We start from the raw sequence: 16,126 nt of genomic DNA on the forward strand, positions 1-16,126 counted from the left end.
GGGCCGTGTCCTCCCCCAGTAGGGATGATCCCGTCGACAGCGGCGAAGGCGGCCCTGCCTGACGTACGAACCTCGTGGTCATCCCCGGGCGGGATCGACGCGTGCCATGACCGGCGTGGCGAGGACTCCGTGGATCAGCACCGAGGCGACGACGGTGAAGGCGACCGTCGACCACAGCCAGTCCTGCGCCAGAGCCTCGTCCTGCCCGGCGGCGTAGGCGAGGTAATAGACGGAACCGACCCCGCGGACGCCGAAGAACGCCGTAGCCCAGCGTTGGTGCCGGGTCAGAGGCGAGGTGCGCTCGCCTCGGCCAGGCCACGGCGCCAGGGCCAGGATCCCCGCCGCAGGACGGACCACCAGGATCAGGGCCAGTCCGAGGGCGACCCCGCGCCAGTCGAGGGCGTCGAGCAGGCCTCGGGTGAGCGCGATCCCGAGAACGAGCAGCACGAAGAGAGTCAGCAGGCGCTCGAGCCGCTCGGCCACCTCGTGCATGGCTGCGTGGTAGTCGTGTGAACGCTCGGCCGAACGGAAGGCCATGGCGCAGACGAAGACGGACAGGAACCCGTAGCCGCCGAGAACCTCGCCGACGCCGTACGACCCGATCAGAGCCGCGAGGGCGAGCAGCGACTCGCCCCGTTCGGCCACGCGCAGGGACCGGCTGCTGGACCGGAACGCGATGTAGGCGAGGACCTTCCCCACCACCAGCCCGGCGAGGACGCCGATCACGATCTTGGCGACCAGGTAGAAGCCGACCCATTCCAGAGCCCAGTTCGAGACGGCTCCTTGGGTGGCGAGCAGGATCGCGATGTACACGAACGGGAAGGCGAGGCCGTCGTTCAGGCCCGCCTCCGAGGTGAGGGTGAACCGGAGCTCGTCGTGCTCGTCGACCTCGTGGTCCCCGGTCTGCGGGCCGGCGACCTGGACGTCGGAGGCAAGCACAGGGTCGGTGGGTGCCAGGGCAGCGCCCAGAAGCACCGCCACGGCTGGTGCCAGTCCGATGGCCCAGCCGAGGGCCGCGATGATGGCGATGGTGACCGGCATCCCGATCGCCAGCAGCCGCCAGGTCGGCGACCATCGGCGCCAGGTCCTCGGGTTGCGGATCTCGAGCGGCCGGTCGATCGCCAGGCCGACACCCATCAGAGCCACGATGACGACCAGTTCGGTGCCGTGCTCGATCGCGGCGCGGTTGGCCTGCGGGTCCAGCGGCAGACCGTCGGGGAGAGGCGTGAGCCCGACCAGCATCCCCACCCCGACCAGCACCATCGGAGCCGAGATCGCCCACCGGTTGAGGAGGTCGGGAAGCACGATGGCCAGCAACAGGCTGGCACCGACCACTACGTAGACAAGGTCGGCAGTCATAGCCACATCGCCCCGATTCGTCGCGTTGCAGGTTTGCCCATGGCCAGCCTTCCTCAACCAGGTTACGTACGAACCACCCATCCGCGGAGCATGGGTGGTCGGGTCGCGGGTTACCGGTCGAGTCATGAGTGGAGAGCAGCTTCAGCCAGAGGACACGCTTGACGACCGTGGTGTCGACGATGTCCTGGACGAGGGCTATTCGCCGCCCGAGCGGCCGCGGGGTGTCACCGCGAAGGGTGTGACGCCGCGGGAGGAGATCGAGGGGGAGACCATCGACGAACGGCGCGCTCAGGAGGAGCCGGAGGTCTGGGAGGAGGCCGAGGCCGAGGCTGACGCCGACATCTTGGACGGCCCGGTGACCGGGGAGGTGGGCGAGGCCCGCTCCGGTCGGCTCACCAGTCCCGACGAGGGTGTGCGCGAGGACGACGAGGGGAAGCTCATCGGACACGACGAAGGCATCGACGGTGCCGGCGCCTCGGCCGAGGAAGCGGCGGTGCACATCGTCGACGAGCCTCCCGACTGAGGCTGAGTCTGCGCCTTCGGGGGTACCGGTGAAGGGCCGGATCCCATTCAGTGCAGAGGAGAACTCCCGTGTCCGAAGACGTGACCGACCTGATCATGCAGGACCACCGCGAGGTGGAGAGCCTGTTCGAGAAGCTTCAGCGAGAACCGGACGTACGAGCCGGGCTGACCCCGATCTTGGTGACGCTCCTGGCCGCACACAGCCGTGCCGAGGAGGCCGAGGTCTACCCGGCCGCCCGGAACGAGGCGGGTGAGGCCGAGGACGTCGCGCACAGCCAGGAGGAGCACCTGCTGGCGGATCGCCTCCTCGCCGAGCTCAGCGAATGTGACCCCTACTCAGCGGAGTACGGCGACAAGCTGGCGGAGGTGGTCGAGGCGGTCTCCCATCACGTCGAGGAGGAGGAGAGCACCGTGCTGCCGGGCATTCGCGACCGTCTCGACGACGCCCGCCGAGCCGAGCTGGGCAAGGCCTTCCTGAAGAGCCGGCAGGAGCACCTCGGCGACATGCCCCAGGACATCACCCGTGACGAGCTGCGCCGCCAGGCCGCCAATGCCGACATCCCCGTTGGCGACAAGGACAAGGAGGCCCTGCGGCGTACGCTCGATCAGCACGCCGACAGCTGACGCGCGGCCGCGGAAGCGGTCAGCTCCCCGCCATGATCAGGCAGGTCGCGATCGCGTGACCGATGACGCGGCCGGTCTTGTCGGTGATCTCGGCTTCGGCCGTCGCGGCGCGGCGTCCGATGGTCACGACGCGGCCCTCGCAGGTGAGGGTGCCGCTGTCGAGCGTGGCTGCGCGGGTGAACTTGATGGTCAGGTCGAGCGATGTGTAGCCGGTGCCCGCGTTCAGCTTGGTGTGGACCGCACACCCGAGAGCCGAGTCGGCGAGGGTCGCCAGGATGCCGCCGTGCACGGTGCCGATGGGGTTGTAGTGCCATTCCTCGGGCGTGAGCTCGAAGACGGCCCGGCCGTCGCTGACCTCGACCAGGGCCATGCCGAGGGTCGCGTTGATCGGGGGCGGCGGGAGCTCGCTGTCTCCCAGCTGCTTGAAGAAGTCGAGCCCGTCGAGCTCCCGGGCGGCGGTGGCGAAGAGCTGTGGGTCGGCCCATGAGTAGGTGCGTTCGCGCACCTCTCGGGACTGCTCGGAGGTCGTGTTCTGGGTCGTGGTCTGGGTCATGGCGGTTCAGATCCGCTCGATGATCGTGGCGTTCGCCAGCCCGCCGGCCTCGCACATGACCTGCAGTCCGTAGCGGCCGCCGGTCTGCTCGAGGTTGTTCAGCAATGTGGTCATCAGCCGGGCGCCGGACCCGCCCAGCGGGTGCCCGATCGCGATGGCGCCGCCGTTGATGTTGACCTTGGCGAGGTCGGCCCCCGTCTCCTTCTGCCAGGCGAGTACGACGGAGGCGAATGCCTCGTTGACCTCGAAGGCGTCGATGTCGTCGATGGAGAGTCCGGCGCGGGCCAGCACCTTCTGGGTCGCAGGGATGATGCCGGTGAGCATGAAGATCGGGTCGTCGCCGGCGACCGCGAAGGAGTGGACCCGCGCCCTCGGGGTCAGGCCGAGGCGTGCGGCGGCCTCCTCGGATGCGACGAGGAGCGCGGCGGAGCCGTCGTTGATGGGGGAGCTGTTGCCGGCAGTGACGCGCCAGTCGATGTCGGGGAACCTGGCCACGGAGCCCTCGTCCTTGAATGCCAGTCGAAGACCCGCGAGCGAGTCAGCCGTGGACGACGGCCGGATCGTCTCGTCGACGCGCAGGTCGTTCACGTAGGTGACCTGCGAGTCGAAGTGTCCGTTCTTCCATGCCGCCGCGGCGCGCTGGTGCGACTCCGCTGCGAACTCGTCCAGCTCGGTGCGGGAGAGGTCCCACTTGTTGGCGATCAGCTCGGCCGAGATGCCCTGGAGGACCAGACCACCGTCGTAGCGGGCGTTCACCCTGCTGCCGTAGAAGTCCTTGCCCAGGAACTGCGACCCCATCGGAACGCGGCTCATCGACTCCACGCCGGAGGCGATGGCCACGTCGTACGCGCCGGCGATCACGCCCTGTGCGGCGAAGTGGAGCGCCTGCTGTGAGCTGCCGCACTGCCGGTCGACCGTGACGCCGGGGACCGACTCCGGGAATCCGGCGCCGAGCAGAGCCCAGCGGGCGGTGTTGCCCGACTGCTCGCCGACCTGCCCGACCGCGCCGCTGATCACGTCATCGACGACGGCAGGGTCGATGCCGGTGCGTTCGACGAGCGCGGCGAGCGTGTGCGCATGTAGGTCGACGGCGTGGATCTCGGAGTAGGCGCCGCCGGGCTTGCCCTTGGCTACAGGCGTACGGACGGCGTCGACGATGAATGCGTTCGGCATGGTGGTCCTCTTTCTCGTTCAAGCGGTGGTTTGCGAGTCGGGTCGGAACAGCGAACGTGCTGGAGCGTGGCTCAGCGGGGCGCGACCATCAGCGGCTGCGCGACCATGGCGAAGGTGCCGTGCTCGTCGGCCATGTCGCCCTGGGCGAGGCCGATACCGTCCGGGCCGATGGTGCTGCGGGCGTCGAGCAGCATCCACTCGCTCGTGGGTGGTCGCTCGATGGTGACGGTCACGGTCGGCGGGATGAAGTACCACGAGCTCATCGGCAGTGAGCCGGAGAGGCCGTTGGTGGAGTCGGCCAGGGTGAGGAGGCGCTGCACCGGGGAGGCCTGCTCGCCGGCGACCAGCGGGACACGCAGGCGCGCCCACACCGTCGCCGGGCCGGGCTCGTAACCTCCGCTGACGAACCGCCAGTCGATGGCGCGGCCGTAGCCCCAATCGGGGCTGACTCCCTCGAAGAAGCGCTCGGAGGAGGCCGGCGGGATGTCGGGAACCTTCTCCTCAGGACGCCAGTGTTCGCGAGTCGAGCCCGGCGTGGCCCGGATCAGCCACGCGCTCGCCTTGACGGCGAGCCGGTCACCGGCCCACAGCGAGGCCTCGATGAGCTCGACGCGACGACCCGGCCGAACCACGTTCGCCTCGACGCGCATCGTTCCCTGAGGAATGCCGCCGAGCATGTCGGCCGTGAACCGGGCGATGGACAGGGCCTGGTCGGAGCGTACGGACTCGATCGCCCGGGCCAGCAGCGCAGCGGGCGGGCCGCCGTGCTGCAACGAGTGGTCCCAGGGGCTGGCCGTCGCCGGGGTCGACTCGAACGTTCCGTCCTCGTCGGTCGGTAGGTAGAAGGCGTCGAACTCGAGGGTCATCAGCGTCTCCTGTGCGTGGTTCAGCGGGCCAGCTGCGGGTAGAGCGCCTCGATCGGCTGGGCGAGACCGGCCTTGACGTCGGCGCTCACCTGGTCGGCGAGGATCTCGTACGCGTCCGCCTCGAGGCCGTCGTAGGCACTGCGCACCACGTCGGCCGGGTCGTTCTTCGGCTCGGTGATGCCGACGGTCATCGGGGTGTCGGTGTAGCCCAGGTGCAGCGAGGCGACGTGGATGCCGTCGCCCGCCAGCGCGAGACGCTGGGTGTTGGTCGCCGACCACAGCGCGGCCTTGGTGGCGCTGTAGGCGTCGCCGACGCCGTACCAGCTCAGGACCGAGAGCACGTTGAGCACGACCCCCTTGCTCGCGCGCAGCGACGGCAGGAAGGTGGTCGTGACGTCGAGCGCTCCCCAGAAGTTCGTCTCGAAGAGGTCGCGAGCCGCGCCCAGGTCACCGGTCACGCTGGCGCCGTTGGAGCCGCCCGCGTTGTTGATGACGACGGTGACGTCTCCGGCCGCCGCAGCAGCCTCGACGACCGAGTCGTGGTCGGTGACGTCGAGCCTCAACGGCACGATGCGCGGGTCGTTCCACTCGCGGGGCTGGCGGGCTGCGGCGTACACCTTGGCGGCGCCGCGCTCGAGCGCCTGGTTGACGAAGTGTGTGCCGAGTCCGCCGTTCGCTCCGGTCACCAGGACGACCGTGTTCGCGAGAGTGGGCATGTGGTTCTCCTGTTCGAGGGCGCGGGCGCCGCTCCGTGACGAGTTGGTTTTTCCAACGTACTCGGGTTGGTTTGGTTTTCCAACTCGATTAGGATCGAACCATGATGACGCAGGTACGTGAGTGCTCGGTGGCGCGGACGCTCGAGCTCGTCGGCTCCAAATGGACCCTGCTCGTCGTTCGCGAGCTGTTTCTCGGGAGCCGCCGGTTCGAGGAGATCGCCCGGTTCACGGGCGGCCCGCGTGACATCCTCACCGACCGTCTACGCAGGCTCGAGGCGCACGGACTGGTGACTCGGGTCCAGTACGAGCAGCGCCCGCCGAGGTTCGAATACCACCTGACCGACCTCGGGCGCTCGCTCGCGCCGATCATCGCCACGATGCGCGAGTTCGGTGACCGTCACCTGGCCGGCGACGACGGCCCGCCCGCCAGGTTCGAGCACTCCTGTGGTGCGGAGTATCACCCCGTGCTGGCCTGCAAGGCCTGCGGGGAGGTCGTACGCCGCGGCGAGGTCGAGATCGCAGACGCCGCGACGTGATCGAGCCGCACAGAGGGGTCAGCTTCGCTTGGACCAGCTGTGATGCCCAGCCAGGTTGTTCAGCCTGGTGATGGGGGCTGCCCTTCCCGATTGCTGAGTGGGGCCGGTGGTGGTTGTACTCGTGGACCCATCCTGGCAGGGCGGCGAGCCGGGCTGATTCGGAGTGGTAGGACTCCTTGAACGCCCACCTAGGGCCGGGTTCTCTTCGCCGTGATGCCAGTGACCGCTTCCCGCGCGACCTGAGTTCCAGGGATCGTCCGGGTCAGCTCACCAGGACGGCGAAGACCACGACGTTCTCCTCGTAGCTGTTCGTGTCCGGGTCCAGCCCGCCGCACGTGATCAGCCGCAGGCCGGCGCGTGGGATGTTGCCGTAGACGGCCTCGGTGGGGAAGGCGCTCTTGGCGAAGTGCTCGATCCTGGTCACCCGGAACACGGCGGTGCTGCCGTCCTGGCGTGCGATGTCGACCACGTCGTCCACCTCGAGGTCGGTCAGGTGTTGAAAGACCCCGGGTGTGCCATTCCAGCGCACGTGGCCGGCGATGATCGCCGGGCCCAGCTCGCCTGGCGTCGGGGATCCGGTGAACCATCCCGCGGGAACGGCGTCCGGTGGCACCTCGAGGCTCCCGTCGCTCTGGAGGCCCAGCTCCATCAAGCTTGAATTCACGCCGATGGCCGGGATCCGCAACCGGGTCGGCGCCGACCGCCCCATCGGTTGGACAGTGACTTCCGGATGGCCCGCCCGACGGTCGTCGGCCGCCGACGTGGATGTCGGCGACGGCTGGGAACCGACGCCGGCGTCGGGCGCATCGTGATCGCACGCGCTCGTCCCGAGGGTGATCCCCACGAGGACCGCGGCCGTGGCGACCACCGTCACCGCGGCCGCCCAGAGACTTCTCCTGGGCGGGCGGTGGCGTCGGTGACCACTCGTCACGCTTGTAGGCACCGCCTCGTTGCAGCCAGGCTGAGGCAGCCCGCGATCGAGAGTGCCTGGCCGAGAAGCAGCGGAGCCGGCACGCCTCCCGCACTCACCGCAGGACCGGCGTCACCCGTGTCGACCGAACCGCTCGGGGGCGTGGTGATCTGCGGGGTGTCGTTGCCGCCGCTGCTGCCGTCACCGCTGCTGCCGTTACCGCCGTCGCCGTTACCGCCGTCGCCGTTACCGCCGTCGCCGTTACCGCCGTCGCCGTTACCGCCGTCGCCGTTACCGCCGCCGCCGTCACCGTTACCGCCGCCGCCGTCACCGCCGCCTGCGCGGCAGATGGGATTGGTGATCACGTTGTTGTCCAGGGTGACCGCGCCGATGCGGGCAAGGGCCCGACCCTGAAGCGTTGCGCCGGTCTGCATCGCGATGCTCTGGTCGGCCATGATGTTGCCGACGAACGCGGTGGTGGTGCCGATCGTCGCTGAGCTACCGACCTGCCAGTAGACGTTGCAAGGGTCGGCGCCGTTGATCAGGACGACCGAGGCCGCCGAGCCCGTGATCAGCGTGGTGCCCGCCTGGAACACCCAGACCGAGTCGGGGTCGTTCTGCCCGTCCAGGGTGAGCACGCCGTTCAGCGCCATGGCGGCCGCCCGGTTGTAGACGCCGCCGACCAGTGTCTCGCCGCCGAGCTCTGGGTCGGCCGCAATCGGCGGGGTCTGACCGGCGGCGTTGCCGTACGCGGTGGTGAGGTCGGTCTGCGCCTGCAGGGCAACCGCATCGCCAGAGTGGACCGTGCCGCCGATGACCATGGTGTTCTGTCCTGTGATCGCCGTGCCCGGGTGGACCCCGACGCTGCCTGCCACCGTGGTGGTGCCGGTGTTGGTGACGGTAGACCCGGCCAGGACGGAGAAGTCCGCAGCAGTACCGAGCGGGATCTCCGTCGCGGCAGCCTGGGCAGTGCCCGCGAACGGGACGGTCAGCATGAGGGCCACCAGCGCGGCCAGCGCGGGGCCACGGAATCGGCGGTGTGAGGGGAGGAAGGGAATGAGAGGGCGTACCGAGAACTTCATCGAAGATCCAATGATCATTGGAACAGGGCGCTCTGGCCGGTTCTCGATGACCCAACAGGTGTCGGTGGAAATCGGTGTCCAGACTCCGCCGCGCGCGTTCCCACCGAGCGGCGTCAACGCAGACTAGTTGCCACTGTACGCCTACATTCGCCTGCATTCGCATACATTCGCCTAACACCCATTTGGTGACTGTGCGTTGTGCGCCCACCCCGACCTGGCCCGCGTTCGACGCGAGGGGTCTGCTGTACGGAGGGTGACGCCGTACCAGCTCAGGACCGACAGCACCTTGAGTTTGCCGGCGCGCAGCGACGGCACGAAGGCGTTCGTGACGCCCAGCGCTCCCCAGAAGTTGGTCTCGAAGAGGTCGCGAGCGGCGCCCAGGTCGCCCGTCACGCTGGCGCCGTTGGAGCCGCCGGCGTTGTCGGCCGCGCGGTGCGGCGTGGGTTCAGCCGACCGGCGGCCCGGCGATGAGCGCGACCACGGTCAGCGCGGCGACGCTCGCGAGGCCGGCGGCCAGGCCGCGCACCGGGTTGCGGAGGAGCCACGCGAGCGGACGCTCGAGGGGGCGGATGGGGGACTCGTCGATCAGGCGCCAGGTCGGGGCGAGCAGGCCGCGGCGCTCGGCGTAGCGCTCGAACCAGAGGGTGAGGAGCGGCGGGATCGAGGAGGCGAGGCCGGCGACGACGCGGCCGAGGGACCAGCGCTGGTCGACCGCGATCGCGACGGTGGTCACGCAGTAGGTGATGAACACGATCCCGTGCAGCATCCCGAAGATGCTGACTCCCAGCTCGGTCGTCTCGGTGACGTACTTCAGGAACATCCCGCCGAGCAGACCGGTCCAGGTCACCGCCTCGGCAGTGGCGACGATCCGGAAGACACGAGACGGCGAGCTGAGAAGTGCGGACACGCGGTCGAGTTTATTCGCACCCGCGTACTGGTATGAATCGGGCGGCTACGGGTACCGATCTCGACATGACTACTGAGACGCTGCACTACACGATCCCGGGGCTGGACGAGGGCGCTGCGCGGACGACCATCGACCTGCTGCAGTCGCGCCTCCATGCCACGAACGACCTCCAGCTCACCCTCAAGCACGTGCACTGGAACGTCGTGGGACCGCACTTCATCGCGGTCCACCAGATGATCGATCCTCAGGTCGACGCCGTGCGTGCGATGGCCGATGCGCTCGCCGAGCGCATCGCGACCCTGGGCGGTGCCCCGCGAGGCACCCCGGGCGCGCTGGTCGAGGAGCGGGAGTGGAACGACTACAGCATCGGCCGGGCCACCACCCAGGAGCACCTCGCCGCGCTCGATGTCACCTATCAGGGCGTGATCGGCTCCTACCGCGAGGCGATCAAGACCCTCGACGACATCGACCTGGTCACCCAGGACATCCTGATCGGCCAGACCGAGCAGCTCGAGCTCTTCCACTGGTTCGTCCGCGCCCACCTGGAGGACCAGGGCGGTCAGCTGCAGACCAGCGGCGAGGCCACGGAGGCGGGAGCGGCTCGAGCCGCCCGCGGCTGAGGGGTTCGCATGCGGTGGTGGTTCACTGCGTCGGCGCTGCTCCTCCCGATGATCCTCACCGGATGCGGCTCGGAGCAGGACGAGGCCGTGCGTGGCAAGGCGACCGCCTTCCAGGAGGCGGTCGCCGCCCAGGACTGGGCCCGGGCGTGCGCGCTGCTGGCTCCGGAGACGAGATCCGAGCTGGAGTCCGCCGCGAAGAAGCCCTGCGACGGCGCGTTGGCCGAGGAGGGTCTACCCACTCCCGGCGCGCCCGACGGCGTGGACGTCTTCGGGACCATGGCCGAGGTGCGCTACCGGGGCGAGACCGTGTTCCTGACCCGGTTCGCCGACGGCTGGCGTCTGTACGCGGCCGGCTGCATGCCGCAGCACCCCGAGCCGTACGACTGCGCCCTGCACGGAGGCTGAGATGCGGGCCATGTACGTCGCCTACCTGGCGGTCATCGGCATCGGTCTGCTCTACACGTTCGTCCTCGCGCTGAGGCACGGTTGAGGAGTCCTGATGCGCCGGTTCCTCAAGGAGAACTCGCTCAGCCTCGTCTTCGGGCTGCTCTTCCTGGCCGCCCTCGTCGGTCAGGCGTTCGCCGGCTGGCACCAGCTCAACGACGAGCTGTTCGCGGAGGGCCTCCACCAGATCTCACTGGGTCGCTATCTCACCTCGGCGAACTTCGCCGTGGACGTGACGGAGAACTGGCAGAGCGAGTACCTCCAGTTCCTGCTCTACGTCGTGTTCACGGTCTGGCTGCTGCAGCGAGGCTCCCCGGAGTCGAAGCCGTTGAAGGACGCGGGGCAGGAGTCCGATGAGAAGCAGAAGATCGGGCCGTACGCCCGCTCCGACTCGCCCAAGCTTGCCCGGGTCGGCGGTCTGCGGACCGCGCTCTACTCCCGGTCCCTCGGCATCGTCATGGGCTCCATCTTCCTGCTGTCCTGGCTGGTCCAGTCGGTGGCGGGGTGGGCGACGTACAACGAGTCCAGGCTGCGCCAGCTCCGCGACCCGATCCCGTGGGTCTCCTATCTGACGAACTCGGACTTCTGGGCGCGCACCCTCCAGAACTGGCAGTCGGAGTTCCTGGCGGTCGGCTCGATGGCCGTCCTCGCGATCTACCTCAGGCAGCGTGGATCCCCGGAGAGCAAGCCGGTGGGTGCCTCCCACGAGGCCACCGGGGTCGAGGGCTGAGCGGGGCCGTACGTCGGGCGCCCTCAGTCGTCGTCCGGCGCCAGCAGGCGCAGGACGGCGCGCTCGGCCGCGGCCTGGCGCGCCTGCGGGTCCCCGCCCACGCCGTCGCGTACGCGGATCGTGCGGCCCTGCTCGTGCAGCTCGAGCACGCGCGGGTCGACGTAGGAGCTGCGGGCGATCGCCGGTGTGTTCCCGAGGTACTCCGCGACCTCCTTGATCGCGGCGACCTGCTGCTTGCGGCGGGATCCGGCGGTCGGGGTCGAGCGGCCCGCGGCGTGCGGGTCCTCGGCCAGCGCGAGCGCCGCGAGCACGGTGGCGTGCCAGGTCCGGAAGTCCTTCGCCGACACCTCCAGGCCACTCAGCTCGCGCATGTAGTCGTTGACCATGGCCGGCGTCAGCCGTTGCCACCGCCGCTCCTGGCGGTAGGCGAGAAGCTCCTCGAAGCCGGCGCGGCGGCGACGCAGCTGCGCGATCGCCTCCACCGAGATCGGGTCGTCGATGCGGATGGAGTGGTGGACGCCGGACTTCCCGGTGAAGTCGAAGACGTAGGCCTCGCCCCGCTTGCGTACGTGGCGACGCTCCAGCGTCGTCAGGCCGAAGCCACCGTTCTCGTCGGCGTAGGCGTCGCTGCCGATCCGGAAGCACCCCAGGTCCAGCAGGCGCACCGCGAGCGCTGATGCCCGGGCATCGCTCATCCCGGTGGTGGCGAGATCTCGCACCGTCCGCTCGCGTACGCGGGGCAGGACGGTCCCGAGCTCCAGCACCCGCTCGAACTTCTCCTGGTCGCGCTTCGCCCGCCAGTCGGGGTGGTAGAGGTACTGGCGGCGGCCCGCCGCATCGGTGCCGACGGCCTGAAGATGCCCGTTCTCACGGGGGCAGATCCAGACGTCCTCCCAGGCGGGAGGGATCGCCAGAGCGCGGATCCGCGCGGCCGCGTCGTCCGGCAACCGGTCACCGGAGTCGTCGAGGTACACGAAGCCACGGCCCGCGCGCCGGCGGGTCCACCCCGGCTCCTCCGCCGAGACCCGGCGAAGCCGAACCACCACGTGCCCCTCTCACCCAATGGTCTCGTCGTTGTCGCGCGCTCCCGCGGCCAGCAGCCGATGCGTACCGTCGCACCAGGGCTTGATCGCGGACCCGCCGCACATGCACACCGCGCTGACCGGGCGAACCGTGTGGTGGACCTTCCCGTCGGCGTCGAGGATCTCGTGCTTCCCGCGCAGCAGCATCGGCCCGGCCGGACACAGCACGATCGAGGCGTGCTCGAAGTCGGTCATGAGGCACTCCACCGGGTGAGCATCGTGCGGGCGTAGCGAGCGTCCAGGTCGAGGCAGGTGAAGGCGCCGAGGAAGACCTGGTCGCGCTCGTTCGGGTTCTCGTCCACGAACGCGCCACAAACGTCGCGCATAGCGACCTGCTCGTGAACGGAGTCGGCCTCGACGTGCTCGTCGTAGTAGGCCGCCATCTCGTCGGGGAAGTCCAGGCGCCGCAGTCCCTGGGCGAGCTGTCGTGACGGCACCGAGCTGGTCGACTCGAAGGCGGCGAAGTGGCCGAGCGCCGCTCCGCGGAGCCGGCGGTGGAGCCCGAACAGCGACAGCGCGTTGTTCATCTCGAGGATCTCGACCGGCGCCTCGTCGACGTAGCAGGCGTGGTCGGTACGCAGCCCGGCCGCCTCGATGCCTCGGCGGAACAGGTGGTGATGCAGCCGGTTCGGGTCACCGTCGCCGTACTCGTCGAAGAGGATCTCCATCAGCGCGGCCTTGGGCCGGGTGTCGAGCCGAGGGACGACCCAGCTGGTCGGGTCGGCCTCCTTGAGGTGGTAGAGCGAGCGGTGCTTGAGGATCTCGAGCACCTGCTCCCGGTCGGCCTTGCGCTGCACGAACCGTGCCAGCGACGGTCCGTCGTGCTCGGCGACCAGACCGGGCAGGTCCAGCTCGCGATCCTCCCGGAAGCCGCTGTGCTCCCATCGCCGCCGCAGCTCGGCCTCGAACGACCTCTCCAGGCCACGGCGCAGGCGCAGCAGGTCCGCGTCCCACTCGAGGTCGGGATCGACCTCGTCGAAGCCCCGGTAGTGGAGCTCGTAGAGCGCCCACAGAGCGATCTGGGCGTCCTCGGCTGACTCCGGAGTCGGCTCCAGATCAGCGGTGGCGCCGCTCTGCAGCGCGGTGAACACAGCGGCACTCAGGGTGCCACGCGACTTCGGCAGCATTCTCTGCCCACCTTTCCCTCAGGCTCTCTGGTACCCGCCGGCCGGATCCGACATGCTCGGCGCCTCGGCCCGGGCGATGTGCACGAGCACCCCTTCGCCCGGCGAGGCGCGCACCTCCTCGATCGTCAGGTCGCTGCCCTCGACCATCTCCACCAGGCGATCGGCCTGCCCGGTCGTGCCCAGCTGGAGGACGGCCGCGCCGCCGGGGGAGAGGTGCCGGGCGGTCGTAGCCAGGCACATCTCGGCGACCAGCATCCCGTCGCCGCCGCCGTCGATGGCCGTCCGTGGGTCCTCGGGATACCGCTCGACCTGGGCCGTGGGCACCCACGGCGGGTCCGCGATCACCAGCCAGTAGCGCTCGTCCGGGTCCAGCGCGTGCTCCATGCTGCCCTCGCGTACCTCCACCAGGTGCGCCAGCCCGGCGCGCTCGGCGTTGGTCCGGGCGAACGCACAGGCGACCGGATCGGCGTCGACGCAGACCAGGCTGCGGCCGGTCAGCGCGGCGGCGAGCAGGCCGATCTGGCCGGCGCCGGAGCACAGCTCGAGCATCGGCCCGTCCGGCAGCTCCGCCGCCAGCTTGGCCGCCCACTCGGACTGACGGACGGTCCAGGTACGCGGACTGAGCACGCGGTCGTCGAAGTCGATGTCGAGATGACCGAAGCGGATCATGACAGCAGGTGCCTCCTGTTCAGGGGTGGGAAATTCAGGTGAGCTCGGCCAGCCGGACCACTGCTCGGTCCAGACGACCCTCCTCGTCGTGGATCCGGCGCTGGGTCGAGGAACCCGTGCCGACAGTGAAGATCCGGTCGATGCCCATCTCGACGCGCACCAGGTCGCCGGTCTCACGCAACGCCGGGCCGATGTGTTCGAGCAGCCGCTCCACCACCTCGCGAGCCGGCTTCGGTCGGTGGGTCTGCGGGTCGAGCAGATCGCCGGTGATCCCGTACCGTCCCGCCTGCCACATGGCGAGCCGTAGCACGGCCACCGACACCGGGTCGGGCGGCCGGCCCTCGGCCCACTCCCGGGCTCCGGTCTCGACCAGCGCCCGCGCCAGCGCGGCGACGAGCACGGCGTCGCGGGGGTCGAGGCACACGTCGGCGACGCGAATCTCGAGCGTCGGGTAGCTGCGGGACGGCCGGGCGTCGAAGTACGCCATGCCCTCATCGAGCGGCACGCCGGTGTCGACGAGCAGGCGCAGGTGGTCGGCGTACGCCTGGCCGCTGCCGAAGATCTCGGTCGGACCGTTCGTGGGCCAGCGGGTCATCGCCTGGGACCGGTAGCTCGCGTAGCCGGAGTCGCCGCCCTGCCAGAAGGGCGAGTTGGCGCTCACCGCGAGCAGCAGCGGCAGCCAGGCGCGGATCCGGTCGAGCGCCCCGACGGCCTCGTCGTCGGAGTCGACGGAGACGTGCACGTGGCAGCCGCAGGTGAGCTGCTCGGTGGCGGTCAGCCCGAACTGCTCGGTCATCGCCGCGTAGCGCTCGTCGTCGAAGGTCCGGGGACGCACCGGCAACGGGGTGGTGCCGCTGGCCAGGATCAGCGCGCCCGCCTCGGAGGCGGCTGCGCGTGCCTTGTCGCGCCACCGCCTCAGATCCTGCTCGAGGAGCCCGAGGTACTCCTCCGCCGGAGTATCGGTCTCGACCTGCTGCTCCTGCAGCTCCGGCCCCACCGAGCCACCGACCTCGCCGGCTTCGACCTCGGTGTCGCCGTGCTGCCGCGCCACCCGTAGCACCTCGCTGGCCACCGATCGCGGTGCGCCCGTCTGGGCGTCGACGAGGAGGAGCTCCTCTTCGACGCCGACTGTCCTGAGCTGGTGATGGGTACTGCTCGAATGATGGCTCTTCACTGCTCACGCCTGCCTCTGGAAGGAGCAACTCGACGATGTGTCGCCTGTTCGGATATGTGACCGAGTCCCCGTGTGCCGTGGCCGACCTTCTCGGGGAGGAGGGCTTGGACGCCTTCACCTCGCTCACCGCCGTGCACGCCGACGGCTGGGGGATGGCTTGGCACACGCCAGAGGGCACCTGCACGACGAGCTCGCCGCGTTCGGCGGCCATCGACCAGAGCTATCGCCGGCTCGTCGAGGCCCCGCTCTCCCATGCCGGGTTCGTGCACCTTCGCTGGGCGACGGGCGGGCTCGACGTACGTCCGGAGAACACCCACCCGTTCCTGGCCGACGGCGCCGCGTTCGCGCACAACGGCCACATCTCCCCGATCACCGATCTCGAGGCGCTGCTGACCCCGGAGTCGCGTACGCGGCTGCGCGGCGACACCGACAGCGAGCGCTACTTCCACTTCGTGCACCAGAACATCGAGAAGTACGGCGACGAGGCCGAGGGTGTCACCCGAGCGTTGGCCACGCTGGTCCAGAAGTTCCCACGATGCAGCCTGAACGCGCTGATGCTCACCCGGACGCACATGTTCGCGATCCACATCAACTCGCGTGCCGACTCGCCCCTGCGCGCGCTGCGCGAGCTCTTCGACGACGAGGGCGACATCCCGCCTCGACACACCACGGAGTACTTCGCGATGGACTACCGCAGGACGGACTACGGCATCGAGATCGCCTCCAGCGGTCTGGAGCAGCCGGGCTGGACCCCGGTGCCCGCCGACACCGTGGCGATGGTCGACCTGAGCACCCGGGAGGTCACCAGGCTGGATCCGATCGCTCAGGTCGGTGCTGACGCGATGCGGGCCAGCGACTGACGACGGGGCATCGCCGACCAGCTGTGGGGTGGATTCGGCCATGCCCAGAGGTACCCCATCCGGTACCGCTTCAGCCCGTGTCGCGCCGAATTTCCCAGCCAGTCCGTGCCTTCCTCACAGGAAGTCCACAGCGGGCGGGCGGAATCTTGAGGCATCAACCGCCTCAAGGAGG

20 protein-coding genes and 1 pseudogene are annotated in these 16,126 nt (G+C 69.6%); 7 read left to right on the plus strand and 14 right to left on the minus strand.

Annotation, left to right across the window (positions count from 1 at the left end; all coding sequences use genetic code 11):
• Positions 1-78: 78 nt before the first annotated feature.
• Positions 79-1,359, minus strand: coding sequence for a cation:proton antiporter (locus tag ACFX43_RS07845; protein WP_378819102.1), 1,281 nt, complete (start codon positions 1,357-1,359; stop codon positions 79-81).
• A gap of 124 nt (positions 1,360-1,483) precedes the next feature.
• Here ACFX43_RS07845 and ACFX43_RS07850 point away from each other — a divergent pair, with 124 nt between their 5' ends.
• Together ACFX43_RS07850 and ACFX43_RS07855 are read left to right on the plus strand one after the other, a co-directional pair.
• Positions 1,484-1,882, plus strand: a complete 399-nt coding sequence (locus ACFX43_RS07850; protein WP_378819104.1) for a DUF5709 domain-containing protein — start codon at positions 1,484-1,486, stop codon at positions 1,880-1,882.
• 68 nt (positions 1,883-1,950) lie between these two features.
• Positions 1,951-2,505, plus strand: coding sequence for a hemerythrin domain-containing protein (locus tag ACFX43_RS07855; protein WP_378819106.1), 555 nt, complete (start codon positions 1,951-1,953; stop codon positions 2,503-2,505).
• Between the two features lie 19 nt (positions 2,506-2,524).
• Here ACFX43_RS07855 and ACFX43_RS07860 read toward each other — a convergent pair whose 3' ends face one another.
• The 4 genes from ACFX43_RS07860 to ACFX43_RS07875 all read right to left on the minus strand — a co-directional run bounded on the left by ACFX43_RS07860 (position 2,525) and on the right by ACFX43_RS07875 (position 5,813).
• Positions 2,525-3,058: a PaaI family thioesterase gene (locus ACFX43_RS07860; RefSeq protein WP_378819109.1), complete on the minus strand. Its 534-nt coding sequence runs from the start codon at positions 3,056-3,058 to the stop codon at positions 2,525-2,527.
• Between the two features lie 6 nt (positions 3,059-3,064).
• On the minus strand, positions 3,065-4,231 hold the full coding sequence (locus ACFX43_RS07865; protein ID WP_378819112.1) for an acetyl-CoA C-acyltransferase: 1,167 nt from the start codon (positions 4,229-4,231) through the stop codon (positions 3,065-3,067).
• A 71-nt stretch (positions 4,232-4,302) separates the two neighbouring features.
• On the minus strand, positions 4,303-5,097 hold the full coding sequence (locus tag ACFX43_RS07870) for a thioesterase family protein (protein WP_378819114.1): 795 nt from the start codon (positions 5,095-5,097) through the stop codon (positions 4,303-4,305).
• Positions 5,098-5,117: 20 nt separating this feature from the next.
• The gene (locus tag ACFX43_RS07875) at positions 5,118-5,813 is read right to left on the minus strand and encodes an SDR family oxidoreductase (RefSeq protein ID WP_378819117.1); all 696 of its coding nucleotides are present in this window, start codon (positions 5,811-5,813) and stop codon (positions 5,118-5,120) included.
• Between the two features lie 101 nt (positions 5,814-5,914).
• On the opposite strand from ACFX43_RS07875, the gene ACFX43_RS07880 reads away from it, so the two are divergent.
• Positions 5,915-6,349, plus strand: a complete 435-nt coding sequence (locus ACFX43_RS07880) for a winged helix-turn-helix transcriptional regulator (RefSeq protein ID WP_378819120.1) — start codon at positions 5,915-5,917, stop codon at positions 6,347-6,349.
• An 18-nt stretch (positions 6,350-6,367) separates the two neighbouring features.
• Here the strand turns inward: ACFX43_RS07880 and ACFX43_RS07885 are convergent.
• The 4 genes and pseudogenes from ACFX43_RS07885 to ACFX43_RS07900 all read right to left on the minus strand — a co-directional run.
• Positions 6,368-6,518 (minus strand): annotated as a pseudogene (locus tag ACFX43_RS07885) (integrase core domain-containing protein); the annotation flags it as partial.
• Between the two features lie 93 nt (positions 6,519-6,611).
• Complete coding sequence (locus tag ACFX43_RS07890; RefSeq protein WP_378819123.1) at positions 6,612-7,058, minus strand: class F sortase; 447 nt, start codon at positions 7,056-7,058, stop codon at positions 6,612-6,614.
• A 218-nt stretch (positions 7,059-7,276) separates the two neighbouring features.
• A complete protein-coding gene (locus ACFX43_RS07895) occupies positions 7,277-8,254 on the minus strand; it encodes an ice-binding family protein (protein ID WP_378819125.1) in 978 nt (325 codons plus the stop codon).
• 532 nt (positions 8,255-8,786) lie between these two features.
• Positions 8,787-9,248, minus strand: coding sequence for a DUF3817 domain-containing protein (locus ACFX43_RS07900; RefSeq protein WP_378819127.1), 462 nt, complete (start codon positions 9,246-9,248; stop codon positions 8,787-8,789).
• Positions 9,249-9,313: 65 nt separating this feature from the next.
• Between ACFX43_RS07900 and ACFX43_RS07905 the strand changes: the two genes are divergently transcribed.
• The 3 genes from ACFX43_RS07905 to ACFX43_RS07915 all read left to right on the plus strand — a co-directional run bounded on the left by ACFX43_RS07905 (position 9,314) and on the right by ACFX43_RS07915 (position 11,042).
• Positions 9,314-9,868, plus strand: coding sequence for a Dps family protein (locus tag ACFX43_RS07905; RefSeq protein ID WP_378819130.1), 555 nt, complete (start codon positions 9,314-9,316; stop codon positions 9,866-9,868).
• Positions 9,869-9,877: 9 nt separating this feature from the next.
• Positions 9,878-10,273, plus strand: a complete 396-nt coding sequence (locus ACFX43_RS07910) for a hypothetical protein (RefSeq protein ID WP_378819133.1) — start codon at positions 9,878-9,880, stop codon at positions 10,271-10,273.
• 94 nt (positions 10,274-10,367) lie between these two features.
• The gene (locus tag ACFX43_RS07915; protein WP_378819136.1) at positions 10,368-11,042 is read left to right on the plus strand and encodes a DUF6766 family protein; all 675 of its coding nucleotides are present in this window, start codon (positions 10,368-10,370) and stop codon (positions 11,040-11,042) included.
• A gap of 23 nt (positions 11,043-11,065) precedes the next feature.
• On the opposite strand, the gene ACFX43_RS07920 is transcribed toward ACFX43_RS07915, so the two are convergent.
• Genes ACFX43_RS07920 through ACFX43_RS07940 form a run of 5 tightly spaced genes read right to left on the minus strand, consistent with a single transcriptional unit; the run spans position 11,066 to position 15,094 of the window.
• Positions 11,066-12,085 (minus strand): DNA topoisomerase IB, encoded by a 1,020-nt coding sequence (locus ACFX43_RS07920; RefSeq protein WP_378819139.1) that lies wholly within the window; start codon positions 12,083-12,085, stop codon positions 11,066-11,068.
• A gap of 12 nt (positions 12,086-12,097) precedes the next feature.
• Positions 12,098-12,319: a CDGSH iron-sulfur domain-containing protein gene (locus tag ACFX43_RS07925; RefSeq protein WP_378819142.1), complete on the minus strand. Its 222-nt coding sequence runs from the start codon at positions 12,317-12,319 to the stop codon at positions 12,098-12,100.
• Entirely contained in the window at positions 12,316-13,251 is a 936-nt protein-coding gene (locus ACFX43_RS07930; RefSeq protein WP_378819145.1) for an iron-containing redox enzyme family protein, read from the minus strand. Before ACFX43_RS07930 ends, ACFX43_RS07925 begins: the two co-directional genes overlap by 4 nt.
• 18 nt (positions 13,252-13,269) lie before the next feature.
• A complete protein-coding gene (locus ACFX43_RS07935; protein ID WP_378819148.1) occupies positions 13,270-13,920 on the minus strand; it encodes a methyltransferase in 651 nt (216 codons plus the stop codon).
• 34 nt (positions 13,921-13,954) lie between these two features.
• Positions 13,955-15,094 carry a glutamate--cysteine ligase gene (locus ACFX43_RS07940; protein ID WP_378819151.1) on the minus strand — a complete coding sequence of 380 codons (1,140 nt, stop codon included), beginning with the start codon at positions 15,092-15,094 and terminating at the stop codon, positions 13,955-13,957.
• 35 nt (positions 15,095-15,129) lie between these two features.
• On the opposite strand from ACFX43_RS07940, the gene ACFX43_RS07945 reads away from it, so the two are divergent.
• A complete protein-coding gene (locus tag ACFX43_RS07945) occupies positions 15,130-15,954 on the plus strand; it encodes a class II glutamine amidotransferase (protein WP_378819154.1) in 825 nt (274 codons plus the stop codon).
• Positions 15,955-16,126 lie beyond the last annotated feature (172 nt).

Source organism: Nocardioides sp. YIM B13467, assembly GCF_042788075.1.
Lineage (GTDB): Bacteria > Actinomycetota > Actinomycetes > Propionibacteriales > Nocardioidaceae > Nocardioides.